Source organism: Streptomyces albireticuli (assembly GCF_002192455.1).
Classification (GTDB): Bacteria; Actinomycetota; Actinomycetes; order Streptomycetales; family Streptomycetaceae; genus Streptomyces; species Streptomyces albireticuli_B.
Window position 1 is genome coordinate 5,859,378 of sequence record NZ_CP021744.1, and the last position, 16,844, is coordinate 5,876,221.

At 75.8% G+C, this 16,844-nt stretch carries 15 protein-coding genes and 1 riboswitch; of the genes, 4 read left to right on the forward strand and 11 right to left on the reverse strand.

Annotated elements, in window-relative coordinates; all coding sequences use genetic code 11:
* Positions 1 to 191: 191 nt before the first annotated feature.
* Together cobC and SMD11_RS25360 are read right to left on the reverse strand one after the other, a co-directional pair.
* Positions 192 to 1,244 carry an Rv2231c family pyridoxal phosphate-dependent protein CobC gene (gene cobC, locus SMD11_RS25355; RefSeq protein ID WP_087928642.1) on the reverse strand — a complete coding sequence of 351 codons (1,053 nt, stop codon included), beginning with the start codon at positions 1,242 to 1,244 and terminating at the stop codon, positions 192 to 194.
* Between the two features lie 440 nt (positions 1,245 to 1,684).
* Positions 1,685 to 2,062 carry a cobalamin biosynthesis protein gene (locus SMD11_RS25360; protein WP_418952477.1) on the reverse strand — a complete coding sequence of 126 codons (378 nt, stop codon included), beginning with the start codon at positions 2,060 to 2,062 and terminating at the stop codon, positions 1,685 to 1,687.
* Between the two features lie 93 nt (positions 2,063 to 2,155).
* Here SMD11_RS25360 and SMD11_RS25365 point away from each other — a divergent pair, with 93 nt between their 5' ends.
* Positions 2,156 to 2,881 (forward strand): ZIP family metal transporter, encoded by a 726-nt coding sequence (locus SMD11_RS25365; RefSeq protein ID WP_087928643.1) that lies wholly within the window; start codon positions 2,156 to 2,158, stop codon positions 2,879 to 2,881.
* A 15-nt stretch (positions 2,882 to 2,896) separates the two neighbouring features.
* Here the strand turns inward: SMD11_RS25365 and SMD11_RS25370 are convergent, their stop codons facing one another.
* The 7 genes from SMD11_RS25370 to SMD11_RS25400 all read right to left on the reverse strand — a co-directional run bounded on the left by SMD11_RS25370 (position 2,897) and on the right by SMD11_RS25400 (position 11,661).
* Positions 2,897 to 4,303: a cobyrinate a,c-diamide synthase gene (locus SMD11_RS25370; protein WP_234366160.1), complete on the reverse strand. Its 1,407-nt coding sequence runs from the start codon at positions 4,301 to 4,303 to the stop codon at positions 2,897 to 2,899.
* Entirely contained in the window at positions 4,300 to 4,908 is a 609-nt protein-coding gene (cobO, locus tag SMD11_RS25375) for a cob(I)yrinic acid a,c-diamide adenosyltransferase (RefSeq protein WP_087928644.1), read from the reverse strand. The genes SMD11_RS25370 and cobO overlap by 4 nt, the downstream gene beginning before the upstream one ends.
* A complete protein-coding gene (locus tag SMD11_RS25380; RefSeq protein ID WP_087928645.1) occupies positions 4,908 to 7,013 on the reverse strand; it encodes a putative cobaltochelatase in 2,106 nt (701 codons plus the stop codon). Before SMD11_RS25380 ends, cobO begins: the two co-directional genes overlap by 1 nt.
* A complete protein-coding gene (locus tag SMD11_RS25385; protein WP_234366460.1) occupies positions 7,013 to 8,701 on the reverse strand; it encodes a cobyric acid synthase in 1,689 nt (562 codons plus the stop codon). Before SMD11_RS25385 ends, SMD11_RS25380 begins: the two co-directional genes overlap by 1 nt.
* 29 nt (positions 8,702 to 8,730) lie before the next feature.
* Positions 8,731 to 9,714, reverse strand: a complete 984-nt coding sequence (locus tag SMD11_RS25390) for a cobalamin biosynthesis protein (RefSeq protein ID WP_087928646.1) — start codon at positions 9,712 to 9,714, stop codon at positions 8,731 to 8,733.
* 144 nt (positions 9,715 to 9,858) lie between these two features.
* Positions 9,859 to 9,985: riboswitch (cobalamin riboswitch) on the reverse strand.
* Positions 9,986 to 10,164: 179 nt separating this feature from the next.
* A complete protein-coding gene (locus SMD11_RS25395; RefSeq protein WP_087928647.1) occupies positions 10,165 to 10,401 on the reverse strand; it encodes a hypothetical protein in 237 nt (78 codons plus the stop codon).
* A 12-nt stretch (positions 10,402 to 10,413) separates the two neighbouring features.
* Entirely contained in the window at positions 10,414 to 11,661 is a 1,248-nt protein-coding gene (locus SMD11_RS25400; protein ID WP_087928648.1) for an inorganic phosphate transporter, read from the reverse strand.
* Between the two features lie 113 nt (positions 11,662 to 11,774).
* Here SMD11_RS25400 and SMD11_RS25405 point away from each other — a divergent pair, with 113 nt between their 5' ends.
* From SMD11_RS25405 to SMD11_RS25415, 3 genes are all read left to right on the forward strand, one after another.
* Complete coding sequence (locus SMD11_RS25405) at positions 11,775 to 12,431, forward strand: class II aldolase/adducin family protein (RefSeq protein ID WP_087928649.1); 657 nt, start codon at positions 11,775 to 11,777, stop codon at positions 12,429 to 12,431.
* A 179-nt stretch (positions 12,432 to 12,610) separates the two neighbouring features.
* On the forward strand, positions 12,611 to 13,738 hold the full coding sequence (locus SMD11_RS25410; protein WP_087928650.1) for an alpha/beta hydrolase: 1,128 nt from the start codon (positions 12,611 to 12,613) through the stop codon (positions 13,736 to 13,738).
* Between the two features lie 99 nt (positions 13,739 to 13,837).
* On the forward strand, positions 13,838 to 15,256 hold the full coding sequence (locus SMD11_RS25415) for a hypothetical protein (RefSeq protein ID WP_087928651.1): 1,419 nt from the start codon (positions 13,838 to 13,840) through the stop codon (positions 15,254 to 15,256).
* Between the two features lie 60 nt (positions 15,257 to 15,316).
* Here the strand turns inward: SMD11_RS25415 and SMD11_RS25420 are convergent, their stop codons facing one another.
* Positions 15,317 to 15,724, reverse strand: a complete 408-nt coding sequence (locus tag SMD11_RS25420) for a VOC family protein (RefSeq protein WP_087928652.1) — start codon at positions 15,722 to 15,724, stop codon at positions 15,317 to 15,319.
* A 43-nt stretch (positions 15,725 to 15,767) separates the two neighbouring features.
* Positions 15,768 to 16,655, reverse strand: coding sequence for a neutral zinc metallopeptidase (locus SMD11_RS25425; RefSeq protein ID WP_087928653.1), 888 nt, complete (start codon positions 16,653 to 16,655; stop codon positions 15,768 to 15,770).
* Positions 16,656 to 16,844: the final 189 nt, after the last annotated feature.

Sequence of the window (16,844 nt, forward strand, 5' to 3'; positions counted from 1 at the left end):
GGCCGCTGCGCGGGGCTTTTTCCCCAGCCCCGCCCCTTCCCGTAACCGGGGGCTCCGCCCCCGGGCCCCCTTTTCCGCGCTCCGCGCGGTGGCCTCAAACGCCGGCCGGGCTGAAATCCAGCCCGGCCGGCGTTTGAGCCCCGGTATCGGGAAGGGGCGGGGCTGGGGAAAAGCCCGCCGCAGGCGACGCCTCAGCCGTCCGCCAGCACCTTCCCCAGCGCCTCCACGAAACGATCCGTCGTCCCCCGGTCCCGCACCGCCAGCCGCAGATACTCCGGCCCCAGACCCGGAAACGTGTCCCCGCGCCGCACCGCGAACCCCAGCCCCCGCAGCCGCCCCCGTACCGCCGCCGCGTCCGCCATCCGCACCAGCAGGAACGGGCCGGCCGCCGGGCCGTACACCCGCACCCCCTCGAACGCCGACAGCGCCGCCGTCAGATGGGCCCGGTCGGCGGCCAGGTGGTGCGCGGCGTGCGCGGCCTCCGCGAGGGCCGGGGGAGCGCTGCACGCCTCCGCCGCCGCCAGCGCCGGCGACGACACCGGCCACAGCGGCTGGGCCCGCTCCAGCCGGGCTATCGTCCCCGGTGAGGCCAGGACGTAGCCGATGCGCAGCCCCGCCAGCCCCCAGGTCTTGGTGAGGCTGCGCAGCACGACCAGGCCCGGCAGGTCCGTCCGCGAGGCCAGCGACTCCCGCTCGCCGGGCACCGCGTCCATGAACGCCTCGTCCACGACCAGCGTCCGCCCCGGGCGCGCCAGCTGGGCCAGCGCCTGCGCCGGGTGCAGCACGGACGTCGGGTTGGTGGGGTTGCCCACCACCACCAGGTCCGCGTCGCCGGGCACCGCCCGCGGGTCCAGCCGGAAGCCGTCCTCCGGGTCCAGCAGCACCCGCTCCACCGTGTGCCCGGCGTCCCGCAGCGCGGCCTCCGGCTCCGTGAACTGCGGGTGCACGACGACCGGCCGCCGCACCCGCAGCGCGCGGGCGAGCAGGACGAACGCCTCCGCCGCCCCCGCCGTCAGCAGCACCCGCTCCTCCGGCAGCCCGTGCCGCTCGGCCACCGCACGCCGCGCCGCCCGCCCGTCGGGGTAGGCGGCCAGCCCGTCGAGCGAGGCCGCCAGCCGCTCCCGCAGCCACTCCGGGGGCGTGCCCGTCCGGACGTTCACCGCCAGATCGGTCAATTCCGCGCCACCGCCCCGCACTTCGGCGTCGCCGTGGTGCCGGAGGTCCGGTTCACTGGGTGTGTGCATGGCCGCGGGCCACCTTCTCTTCTTCCTTGACGCTGACAGGGCCGGGGCGAGGGGCCCGCCCCATGACGGTACTGACGGCGACCCGGCCGCGCGCAGGCGGGTCCGCGCGGGTGATCCCGTACGGGGGACAGGCCACCGGTTCGCCTGCGGGCCGGCCCACGGATCCGTACGCGGCCGGCGGCGTTCCGGGCCCGCGCGGGCCCGGATCCGCGTGCGCGAGAACCCCGGTCCCCCCGCGGCCGTGCCACGGGCAGCGGCCGGCACGGATCCGCGTGCGAGAACCCCCGGTTCCGCAGGCCTCCGGCGCGCGAGTGCCCCCGGTCCGGCAAACCTCCCGCCCGCGAGAACCCCCGGTTCCGCAGGCCTCCGGCGCGCGAGTGCCCCCGGTCCGGCAAACCTCCCGCCCGCGAGAACCCCCGGTTCCGCAGACCTCCCGCCCCCTACGCCCCCGCCGCCCGCGCCACCGCGCACGTCGCCCCCGCCGACTTCCGCTTCCCCACCACCAGCGCCCCGCCCGCCCCCGCCGCCAGCAGCGCCGCCGCCTCGGCGACCCCCGGCACCCCCACCGCCGCCAGCACGGCCGCCGACGGATCCGGCACCGCCACCCCCGCCAGCGCCTCCGCGCCGTACGTCCGCAACGGCACCTCCAGCCGGGCCGCCGCGGCCACCAGGCCTGGCTCCCCGGCCTTCGCCTCCGCCGTCACCAGGGCCACCGGACGGGCGCCCGCGCCCAGCGCCCGGCCGGCCTCCGCCAGCGTCCGCCCGATCAGCGCGAGCACCTCCGCCGCCGCCACGCCCCGACGCGCCCCCACCCCCACGTACAGCGGTGCGCGCAGCGGTGCCGCGACCGTGGCAAGCTCCGGAGAGGGGAAGGTCGGAGGCAGTGCAGCCGCGAGAAGGGTGGAGGGCCCGTGCCGGTCGTCGTCGCCCTGGGCGCGTTCCTGATGACACTCCTCGGCGGGTGGGCCGCCCAGCGCTTCACCGACCGCCGGCACCTCATCCTCGGGCTCGCCGGCGGACTGATGCTCGGCGTCGTCGGCCTCGACCTGCTGCCCGAGGCACTGGAGGCAGCCGACCGCGAGATCTTCGGCGTCCCCGTCGCCCTGCTCTGCTTCGTCCTCGGCTTCCTCACCGCCCACCTCGTCGAACGGCTCCTCGCCGTCCGCCGCGCCAACCACGGCATGACCGACGCGGTGCGCGCCCCCCAGGTCGGCCTCACCGCGGCCGCCGCCCTCGTCCTCCACAGCGCCATGGACGGCGTCGCCATCGGCGCCGCGTTCCAGGTGGACAGCGGGGTGGCCGCCGCCGTGGCCGTGGCCGTCGTCGCCCACGACTTCGCCGACGGCTTCAACACGTACACGATCACCGACCTGTACGGGAACCAGCGCCACCGCGCCCTCCTGATGCTCGCGGCCGACGCCGTCGCGCCCGTCGCCGGCGCCGCGTCCACCCTGCTCTTCACCCTTCCGGAGCAGTTCCTCGGCATCTACCTCGGCTTCTTCGGGGGTGTCCTGCTCTACCTCGCCACCTCGGACATCCTCCCCGAGGCCCACCACCAGCACCCGGCCCGCTCCACGCTCGCCTGCACGGTCGCCGGAGTGGCCTTCATCTGGCTCGTCGTGGGCCTCGCGAGCTGAACCCGCCGGGAGCGGTCAGGGCTTCCGCAGGCCCGCCACGAAGCGCTCCGCCGTGCCCGGGGCACCGGCCCAGTGCACATGGAGGTACGACGCGTGGACGCCGCCGCTCGTGAACCCCTCCACCCGGCGCGCCGGGTGCGTGAACCCCCAGGCGGGCACGGCCCCCGCGCCCGGTTCCACCACCGTGCGGTGGAACTCGTGGCCGCGCACCCGGGTCCCGGCGGCGGCCAGCGGGGTGTCCGCGATCGCCACGGCCTCCCGGTAGCCGAGGGTGAGCCGCTCCGACATCCGGGCCTCGGCGTCCAGCACCCCGCACATGGGCCTGCCGTCCAGCGAACGGGCCAGGTAGAGCAGGCCCGCGCACTCCGCCGCGATCGGCGCGCCGCTCGCGGCCAGGTCGGCGACCGCCTTGCGGAGCGGCTCGTTCGCCGAGAGCTCCGGGGCGTACACCTCGGGGAAGCCACCGCCTATGACGAGGCCCGCGGTGCGGTCGGGGAGGCACTCGTCGTGGAGGGGGTCGAAGGGGACCACTTCGGCGCCGGCCGCGGTCAGGAGTTCCGTGTGCTCCGCGTACGAGAAGGTGAACGCCGGGCCGCCGGCCACGGCGATCACCGGTGCGTCGCCCGGGCGCGCATCCGTGATCGCGTCGGATCCGTCCCGCGGTACGCCCGCCCGCGACGACGTCTCGGGGTCCCACGCCTCCGCCGTCAGCGGCGGCGCGCTGCGGGCCAGGGCCAGCAGGCCCTCCAGGTCGCAGCCCCGCCGCACCTGGTCCGCCTGCGCCGCCACCGCGGCCAGCGCCTCCGCGCTGCGTTCCGCGACGGGGACGAGGCCCAGGTGGCGGCTGGGCGTGTCGACCGCGCGGACGCGCCGCAGCGCGCCCAGCACCGGCACCCCGGACTCCTCCAGGGCCTCCCGCAGCAGCGCCTCGTGGCGGTCCGAGCCGACCTTGTTGAGGATCACGCCCGCGACCCGGACCTCCGGGTCCCAGGACGCGAAGCCGTGCACCAGCGCCGCCACCGAACGCGACTGCGACGACGCGTCGACGACCAGCACCACCGGCGCCTTCAGCAGCTTCGCCACGTGCGCCGTCGACGCCAGCTCGCCCTGCCCGCTCGCCCCGTCGTACAGGCCCATCACGCCCTCGACCAGCGCGAGGTCGCACCCCGCCGCCCCGTGCAGGAACAGCGGGGCGATCCGCTCCGGACCGCACATGTACGCGTCCAGGTTGCGGCCCGGCCGGCCGGTGGCCAGCGCGTGGTAGCCCGGGTCGATGTAGTCCGGGCCCACCTTGTGCGGCGAGACCGCGAGCCCGGCGTCCGCGAAGGCCCGCATCAGACCCGTGGCCACCGTCGTCTTGCCGCTGCCCGAGGCCGGGGCCGCGATGACCAGCCGGGGGATCCGCGAATCGGTCGTACTCACCACTCGATGCCCCGCTGGCCCTTCTGACCGGTGTCCATCGGGTGCTTGACCTTCGACATGTCCGTCACCAGGTCGGCGAAGTCGACCAGCTTCTCCGGGGCGTTGCGGCCCGTGATGACCACGTGCTGTGTCCCGGGGCGGTTCCGCAGCACCTCGATCACCTCGTCCGTGTCGATCCAGCCCCAGTGCATCGGGTAGGCGAACTCGTCGAGCACGTACAGCTTGTACGTCTCGGCGGCCAGGTCCCGCTTCACCTGCTCCCAGCCCTCGCGGGCCTTGTCCTCGTTGGTCTGCTCACCCTCGGCCGGGGCCCGCTGGATCCACGACCAGCCCTCGCCCATCTTGTGCCAGTCGACGCTCCCGCCCTGGTCCGAATCGCCGAGCACGCGCAGCGCGTTCTCCTCGCCGACCTTCCACTTCGCCGACTTCACGAACTGGAACACCCCGACCGGCCAGCCCTGGTTCCACGCCCGCAGCGCCAGCCCGAACGCGGCGGTCGACTTGCCCTTGCCGATGCCCGTGTGCACGAACACCAGCGGCCGGTTGCGGCGCTGACGTGTGGTGAGCCCGTCGTCGGGAACGACGGTCGGCTGTCCCTGTGGCATTAAGCGGCCCTCCTGGAGTCCGTGTTCCGTACGGTGCGTACGAGCGCGGAGACACTGTCCGCGCGCAGTTCGTCGAGCGTCACCACCGGGGCGCGCAGCTCGCTCCCGAGCTCGCCCGCGAGCCCGAGCCGCACCGGACCCGACTCGCAGTCCACGACCACCGACGCCGTGCCCCCGGCCGCCAGCAGCCGGGCCGCGTGCCGCGCCCGCACCAGCGGCTCCGGGCCACCGGTGGCCCGGCCGTCGGTCACCACCACCAGCAGCGGGCGCCGCGAGGGGTCGCGCAGCCGCTCCACCCGCAGCACCTCGTGCGCCTGGAGCAGCCCGGCCGCCAGCGGCGTCCGGCCGCCTGTCGGCAGCCGCTCCAGCCGCGCCGCGCCCGCGTCCACCGACGACGTCGGCGGCAGCGCCACCTCGGCGCCCGAGCCCCGGAAGGTGATCATGCCGATCTTGTCGCGGCGCTGGTACGCGTCGAGCAGCAGCGACAGCACCGCGCCCTTGACCGCGCCCATCCGCTTACGGGCGGCCATGGAACCGGAGGCGTCCACGACGAACAGCACGAGGTTGCCCTCGCGCCCCTCGCGCACCGCCTCCCGCAGATCGTCCCGGCGGACGACCAGGCCGGGGCCGCGCCGCCCGCGCGCCCGCTGGTGCGGCGCCGCCGCCCGGACGGTCGCCGCCAGGTGCAGCTTGGACAGGGTGCCCCGGGGGCGGCGGGCGCCGGTCGTCCGGCCGTGCGCGGTACGGGCCCGCGAGCGGCGGCCGTCCGCGCCCTCGCCGAGCCCGGGGACGTCGAACTTCCGGGCGCGGAAGGGGTCCGCGGCGGCGACGGCCGGCGCCTCGGGCGCGGCACCGCCGGGCGCCGGCTCGGGAGCGCTCTCCGCAGAGGTCTCCCCGGCCGGCTCCCGCGAGGTGTCCCGCGAGCCCTCCTGGGACGTCTCCTGCGGGGAGGGCGCGCTCTCCTCCCGCTGCGGCGGCAGCTCCGGGTCGTGCGGGGGCTCGCCGCCACCGCCGTCCGGGCCGCCGTCGCCCTCGGGGCCGCCGTCGTCCGGGCCCTCCGGCTCGGGCTCCGGCTCCGGCTCCGGCTCGTCGTCCTCGAACCGCCGCAGGATCTCGTCGAGCTTGTCCTCGTCGAGGCCGGGGGCGTCGAAGGGGTTACGCCGCCGCCGGTGCGGCAGCGACAGCAGCGCGGCCTGCCGTACGTCCTCGGTGGTGACGTCCGTACGCCCCGCCCAGGCGGCCAGCGCCGTCGCGGCCCGCGCGGTCACGATGTCCGCGCGCATGCCGTCCACCTCGAACCCGGCGCACACGGCGGCGATCCGGCGCAGCGCGCCGTCACCCAGCCGCACGTCCGGCAGCAGCGCCCGGGCGGCGGCGATCCGCTCGCGCAGCGCGTCCTCCTCGGCCGTCCACTTGGCGGCGAAGGCGGCCGGGTCCTCGTCGTAGGCGAGCCGGCGGCGCACGACCTCGACGCGCTCCTCGGTCTCACGGGAGGCGGCGACCTCGACGGTCAGCCCGAAGCGGTCGAGGAGCTGGGGGCGGAGCTCGCCCTCCTCGGGGTTCATGGTGCCGACGAGGAGGAAGCGGGACGCGTGACGGACGGAGACGCCCTCACGCTCGACGGAGGAGGAGCCGGTGGCCGCCGCGTCGAGGAGGCTGTCGACCAGATGGTCGCCCAGCAGATTGACCTCGTCGACGTAGAGCACACCGCGGTGCGCGGCCGCCAGCAGGCCCGGCTCGAACGCCTTGACGCCCTCGCCCAGCGCCCGCTCGATGTCGAGCGCTCCCACGAGGCGGTCCTCGGAGGCGCCTACGGGCAGCTCGACCATACGGGCGGGGCGGGCCTCGCCCGGCGCGTCCTCGTGCGGCCCGTCCGGGCAGGCGGCGTCCGGGGACGCCGGGTCGCAGGAGAACCGGCAGCCGGGCACCGCGTCGACCCGCGGCAGGAGCGCCGTCAGGCCGCGGACCGTCGTCGTCTTGGCGGTGCCCTTCTCGCCGCGTACGAGCACGCCGCCGATGGACGGCGCGATCGCGTTGAGCAACAGGCCCAGCCGCATGTCGTCCATGCCGACGATCGCGGTGAACGGGTAGGTGGCCGAGGCCATCAGGCGTTACCCCCTTCGAGGGAATCGGTTCGACCGGGCACGTCGGTGGCCGCCGGACCCGGCGGCGTGTCACCGCGCCCGGCGCGGGCGGGGGCGAGCGGACCGTCACGGTCCGGGCCGTGTTCCCGCCGCGCGGGCAGGGACGGCGCCCCCGGCGGTAGGAACGGCAGCCCCTTCGGCACCCCGTCCTCGATCAGCCGCAGCAGCGCGTCCGTGTCCGCGTGTTCCTCGATCAGGTCGCCCAGCCGGTCCAGCTGTTCCTCGCGCAGCGCCCCGAACGACGTGTCCGGCGCCGGGACGAACGCCCGGCCCGCCGCCTCCGCGACCCGGCGCAGGAACGCCCGCCGGAAGCCGTCGCTCTCCAGCGAGCCGTGCCAGTGCGTGCCCCACACCGCGCCCGACCGGCAGCCGTCCAGGAACGGCTCGTCGCCGCCGAGGACCTCCGCGACACCGTGATGGATCTCGTAGCCCTCGACGCGCTCGCCCAGCGCCTCACCGACCGGCCGGGCCAGCGTCTTCTCGCGGGCGAACCGCACCCGCACCGGCAGCAGACCGAGGCCCGGCACCGTGCCGGCCCTCGACTCGACCTCGTCCTCGATGCGCTCGCCCAGCACCTGGAAGCCGCCGCAGATGCCCAGCACCGGGCGGCCCTCCGCCGCGCGGCGTACGAGCGCGTCGGCGAGGCCGCGCTCGCGCAGCCACGCCAGCGCCCGCACCGTGCCGCGGGTGCCCGGCACGATCACCAGGTCCGCGTCGGTGAGCTCCTCCGGCCGGTCCACGAAGCGCACGACGACGCCGGGTTCGGCGGCCAGCGCGTCGACGTCCGTGAAGTTCGACATCAGCGGCACCGCGCAGACCGCGACGCGCAGGACGTCGGCGCCGTGCGGCGGCGCGACCACCGACTCGCGGACCGCGCCGCGCAGGGAGACGCGCAGCCCGTCCTCCTCGTCGATGCCGAGCCCGTGCGCGAACGGCAGCACGCCGACCGTCGGGCGGCCGGTCAGGTCGCGCAGCATGTCCAGGCCCGGCTCCAGCAGCGACACGTCGCCCCGGAACTTGTTGACCATGTAGCCCGCTATCAGCTCCTGGTCCGCCCGGGACAGCAGCGCCGTCGTGCCGAAGAAGGACGCGAAGACGCCGCCCCGGTCGATGTCGCCGACCACGACGACGGGCAGCCGCGCGGCCCGCGCGATGCCCATGTTGACGATGTCGGTGCGCCGCAGGTTGATCTCGGCGGGGCTGCCCGCGCCCTCGCAGATCACCGCGTCGTGGGTGCGCCGCAGCTCCTCCAGGCACTCCGTCACCGTGCCGAGCAGCTGCTCGCGCCGCCCCGCGTACAGGGAGGAGCCGCCGTCCGGCCTCCCGGGCCCCCCGAAATACCCCCGGGCGCTCAGCTCGCCGACGGGCTTGCCCAGCAGCACCACCTGGCTGCTGCGGTCGCTGCCGGGCTTGAGCAGGACGGGGTTCATGAGCGCCGTCGGCTCGACGCGGGCGGCCGCGGCCTGCATCGCCTGCGCGCGGCCTATCTCCGCGCCCTCGCGGGTCACGAACGAGTTCAGCGACATGTTCTGCGCCTTGAACGGCGCGACCTTGACGCCTTTGCGGACCAGCCAGCGGCAGATGCCGGCGGTGACCACGCTCTTGCCCGCGTCCGAGGTGGTCCCGGCCACCAGCAGGCCTCCGCCCAGCGGGCCCGTACGCCCGCTCCTGTCCGCTGTCACCGGCTGCTCCTCCTGGACGTGCTCCTGGACGTGATGGCCCTGCTGCAAAGGCTGCCCACCGTGCGCGCCGCTATCGCGGTGCCCAGGGCCAGCAGCGACACCCGGCGCGAGAGGCGCACCGCGCGTTCGATGTCCGCGACCTCCACCGGGCGGTTCTCGCCGCCGAGCACGGGCCGGTGCTCGACGCGGCCCGCGTAGGCGAGGGTGCCGCCGAGGCGGACGCCGAGGGCTCCGGCGAAGGCGGCCTCCACCGGGCCGGCGTTCGGGCTCGGGTGCCGGCCCGCGTCCCGGCGGGCCACCCGCCAGGCGCCGCGCCGGTCGGGGCCGGCGAGGACGGTCAGGGCGGCGGTGAGCCGGGCGCCCGGCCAGCCGACGACGTCGTCCAGCCGGGCGGAGGCCCAGCCGAACCGCCGGTGGCGCGGCGACTTGTGGCCGACCATCGCGTCCAGGGTGTTCACGGCCCGGAAGCCGGCCAGGCCCGGTACGCCCGCGACGGCGCCCCAGACGAGGGCGCCCACGACGGCGTCGGAGGTGTTCTCGGCGACGGACTCCACGACCGCGCGCGCGATCTGCGGGCCGTCCAGCGCCTGCGGGTCGCGCCCGCACAGGTGGGGCAGCCGCTCCCGGGCGACCTCCAGGTCGCCGGCCTCCAGCGCGCCGCCGACGGCGCGCGCCTCACGGCCCAGGGAGGTGCCGCCGAGCACCGCCCAGGTGGCGGCGGCGGTCAGGGCCACGCGGGCGCGGCGGGAGGGGCGCAGGGCGCGGGTCAGCAGCGCGGCGCCGGCCACGGTGCCGCCCGCGCAGAGCAGGGTGTGCAGGGCGCCGTAGCCGCGGTGGTCGCGCCACAGGCGCTCCTCGACGGCGTGCGCGGCCTTCCCGAAGGCGGCCACGGGGTGGCCGCGGCGGGGGTCGCCGAGGGCGAGGTCGCCGAGGAAGCCGAGCGCGGCGCCGCACGCGAAACCGAGGTGATCGGCGTGCAAGGGACGCATCGGTCAGGCCGCCGTCGCGCCTCGGAAGGGGAGCCGGGGGGCGCGTGGGACGCGGGAGGGGGTGCGGCGGCAGCCGGGCATGGGGGTGTGTCCTCACTCAGGGTCCGCGCCCTGGCTCGACGTGACCGGCGACCAGAGTCTCCTGGCTCCCGGATCGGCGTCGTTCCGGCCTTCCGGTCCGGCAGGCGGACCGTGGCCCTCGGTGGAGGACGCTCCCCGGTGACAGTGGCGGGACCGCGCCGGACTCGCACCGGCTTCCTCTGCTGTCGCCGTTTGGCCCCGGAAGTCCACCATGGGCCGTGAACGGCCGTCAACTCACCTCTGAGCTGGGGTTCGCCTCCCGGGGCGCGGGCGCGGCCCGGTACGCGGAACGCCGGCCGGGCTGGAGATCCAGCCCGGCCGGCGTCCGGGGCCGAGGGGTCGGGGACTCGCCCCGGGAGGCTAGGCGACGATCAGGTAGATGCCGTACCCGACGGCCGCCGCGCACAGCGCGAAGCAGGCGTACGCGCCGGTCCGCGCGACCGCCGTCGGCTCGGTGGCCGCGGCGTCGCCGCCGGCGGCCTCGGCCGGCTTGCGGGACGTACCGACGATGCCCAGCGTGAACACGCCGACCAGTCCGACCGTCACCACGAGGCTGACGCCGAAGACCTGGCCGAGAGCTGCCCAGTCGATCTGCATGGTGTCTCTTCCTTAGCTCGCCGCGGCGGCGGGTGCGCGCCCGGCTTCGGGGGCCACGGCGGCCACGGGGGAGAGGGGGCCGGCCAATGGCGGGGCGACGGCCTGGAGCGCGGCGGTGACGACACCGGCCGGCTCGGCGGACGCGGGCTCCGGGGCGTCGATCTCGTTGACGTTGTCGTGGGTGACCGGCTTGCGGCGCGAGGCCAGCCAGATGCCGGCGGAGACGGCCACGCCGAGGACGGCGACGGTGGCGACGCCCCAGTCGCCCTGGTCGGCCAGGAGGGCCGCGCCACCGGCGACCAGACCCGCGGCCGGCAGCGTCAGGCCCCAGGCCAGGACCATGCGGCCGGCGGTCGACCAGCGGACCACGCCGCCCTTGCGGCCGAGGCCGGCGCCCATGATCGAGCCGGAGCAGACCTGGGTGGTGGAGAGCGCGAAGCCGATGTGCGAGGAGGCGAGGATCACCGTCGCGGCGCCGGTCTGGGCGGCGAAGCCCTGCGCGGGCTTGATGTCGGTGAGGCCCTTGCCGAGCGTCTGGATGATGCGCCAGCCGCCGAGGTACGTACCGGCCGCGATGGCCAGGCCCGCGGAGACGATGACCCACATCGGCGGGTCGGAGTGCGGGGCGACGACGCCGCCGGCGACCAGCGCGAGGGTGATCACGCCCATCGTCTTCTGGGCGTCGTTGGTGCCGTGGGCGAGGGAGACCAGGGCGGCCGAGGCGATCTGCCCGGTGCGGTAGCCCTTGGCGGTCTCCTTCTCGTCCCGGCCCTTGGCCAGGCGGTAGGTGAGCCGGGTCGCCAGGGTGGCGGCCAGACCGGCCACCAGCGGGGCGGCGACCGCCGGGATGAGGACCTTCATGACGACCTTGTCGGCGTTGACCGCGTCGAAGCCCACCGAGACGATGGTCGCGCCGATCAGGCCGCCGAAGAGGGCGTGCGAGGAACTCGAGGGGAGGCCGGCCAGCCAGGTCAGCAGATTCCAGACGATGGCACCGATCAGTCCCGCGAAGATCACTTCAGGTCTGATGCCCGCGGTCTCGTCGATGATCCCGCCGGAGATGGTCTTGGCCACCTCGACGGAGAGGAACGCGCCGACGAGGTTCAGCGCCGCAGACATGGCCACCGCGGTCTTGGGCTTGAGGGCCCCGGTGGAGATGGTGGTGGCCATGGCGTTGGCCGTGTCGTGGAAGCCGTTCGTAAAGTCGAACACCAAGGCCGTGACGATCACGATCCCGATGAGAAGCGTGATGTGTTCCATTCACCCAGGCAATCAGCTCGATGGTCAGTACAGCGGCGACCGTAAAGACCCTTGGTGAACGGAAGGTGAACTGGAACGGGCGGAGCGGTGGCGTGAACCGGAGGCGAGAACCCATGGAAGATCGGGAAAGCGTACGGACCGCGTGGGCGGAGGTCCTGGCCACGGCACGGCGCACCGTCGCCGACGGGCTGGTCGTCGGCACCTCGGGCAATGTGTCCGCGCGGGTCGGCGACCTGGTGCTGGTGACCCCTAGCGGAATCCCGTACGACCGGCTCGGACCCGGGGACGCGGTCGCCGTCGACCTGGCCGGCCGGCAGGTCCTCGGCGGGCTCCCGCCCACCAGTGAGCTGCCGATGCACCTCGCCGTCTACCGCTCCACGGACGCCGGCGCCGTCGTCCACACCCACGCCGTCCACGCGACGGCCGTCTCCACCCTCGTCGACGAGCTGCCCCCGGTCCACTACCTGACCGGGCTGCTCGGCGGCCCGGTGAGAGTCGCCGAGTACGCCCTCTACGGCAGCGACGAACTGGCCGCGAACATGCTGCGGGCGCTCGACGGCCGTAGCGGATGCCTGCTGCGGAACCACGGCACGGTGACATATGGCACAGGCCTCGACCAGGCCTACGACCGCACCGCGCAACTGGAGTGGATGTGCCGGCTCTGGCTCACGGCCTCCGGCGTCCCGGGGCGTACGCCCTCGCTGCTCACGCCGGATGAGCTGGACGCGGCGGCGGAGAAGCTCCGCGGCTACGGGAGGTCGCGCGGGTAGTGGGTGCGGGCGGGTGCTCTTTCCCCTGCCCGCCCCTTCCCGATGTCCTCAATCGCCGGACGGGCTGAGGTGGGGGCACTGGCGGGCGGGCTGGACCGCGGGAACGCCGGACGGGCTGGAGTGCGGGGCCGGGACGCGCCCACTGGCCGGGTGGGCTCGGGCGGACCACACTGGAAGGGATGCGTGTACGTCCAGTGGCGGCCACGGCCGTCACCACCCTCGTAGGTGCCGGAGCGGCCGCGGTGGCGGCCGGACGGTACGCGAGCGACGTGGCCCTGCGCCCCGTCCCCGGCCGCCCGCTCCCCGGCGAGCCGGCGCTCACGGTCCACGCCGTCGACGGCGACCGCGTCACCCTCACCCGCTCGATCGCCGCGCTGCGGCGCGGCACCTACGGCCTGACCGCGCGCGGCCTGCACGCCGTCGTCGGCCCCGTCGTCGAGGGCGCCCCGCACCCCGCCGACTGCGTCGTGCGCCGCCTGGAGCGCGTCACCCACGGCGTCCTGGAGCCCGGCGCCAGGGTGTGGCTCACGCCGCAGGTCCACCTCGGCAACCCGCGTGACGCCCTCGGCCTCGACCACGCCGACGTCGCCGTCCCCGGCGAGCTGGGGCCCCTGCCCGCCTGGTTCGTCCCCGGCGACCGCGACACCTGGGTGATCACCGTGCACGGCCTGGGCACCACCCGGGAGCACCCCATGGTCGTCATGCCCTTCCTGCACCGGCAGCGGCTCCCCGTCCTCGACCTCGGCTACCGCGGCGACCCGGGCGCGCCCCGGTCGCCGGACGGCATCGGCCGCTTCGGCGCCGCGGAGTGGCGCGACCTCGACGCCGCCATCCGCTACGCCGTGCGCTACGGCGCCCGCCACGTCGTCCTGCACGGCTGGTCCACCGGCGCCACCATGGCCCTCCTCGCGGCCTCGGAATCCGGTGTGCGCGACCGCGTCGGCGGCCTCGTCCTCGACTCCCCGGTCCTCGACTGGCCCGCCACGCTGCGCGCCCTCGCCGCCGCCCGCCGGCTGCCCGCCGCGCTGGTCCCGCTCGCCGTCCGCGCCGCGCAGGGCAGGACGGGCCTGGACCCCGACGCCCTCGCCCGCGCCGTCGACCCGGCGCGCCCCGACGTGCCGACCCTGATCGTGCACGGCCCCGACGACACCCTCGCGCCCTGGCACGCCTCCCGCGAACTCGCCGCCCGCCGCCCCGGTCTGATCCACCTGCACGCCGTCCGGCACGCCCCCCACGCCGCGATGTGGAATGCCCACCCGGCCGGTTACGAGGAGTCCCTGCGCCGATTCCTCATACCGCTGATGTGAGACCTGGTCAGGCCGTATTCAGCGGCCGGTGAGGGTGGCGGAAGGCCGCCTTGTTGATTCCGATTGGGTTTTCGGAGCGTCAACGGCAAGACTGCTCCTGTGACGTCCCGTACTCCGCGCGACTCCCGGCTCAGACTGGTCCCCCGACAGCCGATCGCCGCTGCCCGCCGGGCCGTGGCCAATCGTGGCTCCCGACCGGCGCCCCGCCCACCCGCCGGCACCCCGGCCCCGGCGGAACTCGCCCGGCAGGCCAGATGCGGTCTCATCGGCGCCGTCCGCGTGGCCCGCTGGGCCGCCGACGAGTGCGGCCGCGGCGCCCGGCCACGTCCGGGCGAGGGCGGCGGCCTCGCCGGTACGACCGCCGAGCGGGCCGCCGCCGCCCTGGGACTGACGGCCCGGCAGGTGCGGTCCGACTGGGACCGGGCCCGGCTGGCCGGCCTCGTCGAGCTGCACGGCGACGCCGCGCGCCCCGGCTGGCGGCTGACCGCGTGGGACCGCGACGACGGCGCCGTCCTGCGCGGCTGGGTCGCGCTCTTCGACGCCTGGTCCCTCGCCCACCCGGCGCCCGCCGGCACCGACCCGACCGTCGCCGCCGAGGTCGTCGAGGCCGCCCCGCAGCTGCTGTCGGTCATGCACCTGTCGGCCGGCCCCGTCGCCGTCCCGATGCTCCTCGACCTCCTCCAGCAGCGCGTGGCCGAGATCCGCGCCGAGCGCTGCGAGGTCCCCTACGGCACCCCCGTGCCCCCTCCCGCCCCCGACCCGGCCCGCCCGGGTGACGCCGACCCGCTGCCGGAGCTGCTCGGCTGGGCGCTGGAGGGCCTCGCCTCCGTCGGCGCCCTCGTCATGCGCGGCAGCGGCGGCCCCGGCGCCGAGGCCCAGCTGACCCCCCTCGGCAACTGGGCGGTGTGGGTCAAGCTCGAACAGATCTGCGTCGCCGCCCAGAGCCCCGCGGGCAACATCGAGCTCTCCGCCGAGGCCATGCTGCGCGGCTGCGCCGACCTCACCCCGGGCCCGGCCCGCGCCGAGTACCGCGCCTGGCTCGCCGCCCGGCCCACCCGGGGCGCCCTCGACGAGCTCCTGGACGCCGCGCGCGGCGACGACGCCCTGGTGCGGGGCCTGGCCTTCGAGGCGCTGCGCGCCGTCGGGGCGGCCGCCGAGCCCGCCGTCCGGGCCGTCGCCGACGAGCCGGGCCTGCGCCCGTACGCCCTGCTCTGGCTCGCCGAGCACGAGGGCCGCGACCCGGAGCAGGCGGCCGAGGTGCTCACCCGCGAGGAGGCCACCTGGCTCTGGGTGGACACCGCCGCGGCCGTCGCCGACCACGGCGAGAGCCGCCTCCTGGTCCGCCACCTCGACTCGGCCGTGCAGGGCACGGTCCCCGGCCTCCTGGAGGAGGTACGGGCCGTGGGGCACCCCCGCACCGTGCAGGTGCTCGTGGCCCTGGCCGCCGCCCACCCGGACCCGGCCCTGGCCAAGGCGATGCGCAGGGCGGCCTTCCAGGTCCACACGGGCGGGGTCTGACGCCGCCCGCCCGTGGCGCGCGGACCGGGGCCCCGGCGGGGCCCCGGCCGGGCGCCACGGTCACCCGCCGGGCACGTACGTCCCGAAGCTCCACACGTTGCCCTCCAGATCCCGCGCCATGTAGTCCCGCGAGCCGTAGTCCTGGTCCGTCGGCGGCATCAGGATCTCCACCCCGTACTCCGCCGCCCGGCGGTGGTGCGCGTCCACGTCCGCCACGACCGCGTAGACGCCCGTCGGCCCGTTGTCCGCCATCGCCTCGGCGAACACCCCGACCCGGCCCTTCGAGCCGAGCATCACCATGCCGTTGCCGAAGGCGAGCTCGGCGTGCAGGACGGTGCCGTCCTCGGACTCGTACAGCGCGGCCTGTGTGAAGCCGAAGGCCTTGGTGAGCTGCTTGATGGCCGCCTTGGGGTCGCGGTAGAGCAGCGTGGGGTAGAGGGAGGGCGGTCCCGCGTGGGTGTCTGCCATGACAGTCGCTCCTTCGGGTCGCTGGGGGTCGGGGTCTGCGGGCTCAGCGGAACGTGTCGCACCGCGCCACGTCGCCCGTGCGGAAACCGGTGCCGAACCACTGCTGCCGCTGCGCGGCCGAGCCGTGCGTCCAGCTCTCCGGGGTGACACGGCCCTGGAACTTCTCCTGGATCCGGTCGTCGCCGACCGCCGCTGCGGCTGACAGCCCGTCGTCGATGTCGGCCTGCGTCAGCTCCTTGAGCAGCGGCCGGCCGGTGGACTTCTCCGGGGTCGTGGTGGCGTGCCGGGCCCAGACCCCGGCGTAGCAGTCGGCCTGGAGCTCGACCTTCACGGCGTTGCTGTCGGCGCCGGTGCGCCGGTCCTGGGAGCGGCCGAGCGTGCCCAGCAGGTTCTGGACGTGGTGCCCGTACTCGTGGGCGACGACGTACGCCTGTGCGAAGGGGCCGCCGCTCGCGCCGAACTTGCTCTTGAGCTCGTCGAAGAAGCCCAGGTCCAGATAGACCTTCCGGTCGGCCGGGCAGTAGAACGGCCCGACGGCCGAGGTGGCGGCGCCGCAGCCGGTGTTCACCCGCCCGGTGAAGAAGACCGTGGAGGCCGGGGTGTAGGCGCGGGAGCGGCGGGCGAACTCCTGGCTCCAGAACGACTGGGCGCTGTTGACCACGGCGACGATCCGGCAGTCCTCGCGGGTGTTGGCGTCCCGGCCGGTGCGGCAGTGCTGGGAGACCTGCGCGTCCGTGCTGGAGGTCGCCGCGGGGGCGGGCCCGGAGCTCAGCCCGAGCTCCTGCGGGCCGATCCCGAAGAACAGTCCGAGCACCAGTGCGACCAGGCCCACGATGCCGCCGCCGATGGTCACCCCGCCGCCCGGGATGCGGCTGCCCCGGGAGTCCTGCACCTGCGAGGTGTCCAGGTCCGCGTCGTCGTCGAACTGCATGCGGCCACCGCCCTTCCCACCCTGAGTATCGGGGAGCTCACTCCCCGCCGCCCCCGGAAATCGGCTTGCGCTCCACCGTTAGACTGGTCCCCATGGCATTCCTCCTCGTGCATTAGACGGCGTCGGCCGGTCCCGCCCGCCGCCGCAGGCCCTGGCAGGGCCGCTGCGGTGCGCCCGCGCGCGGCTGTG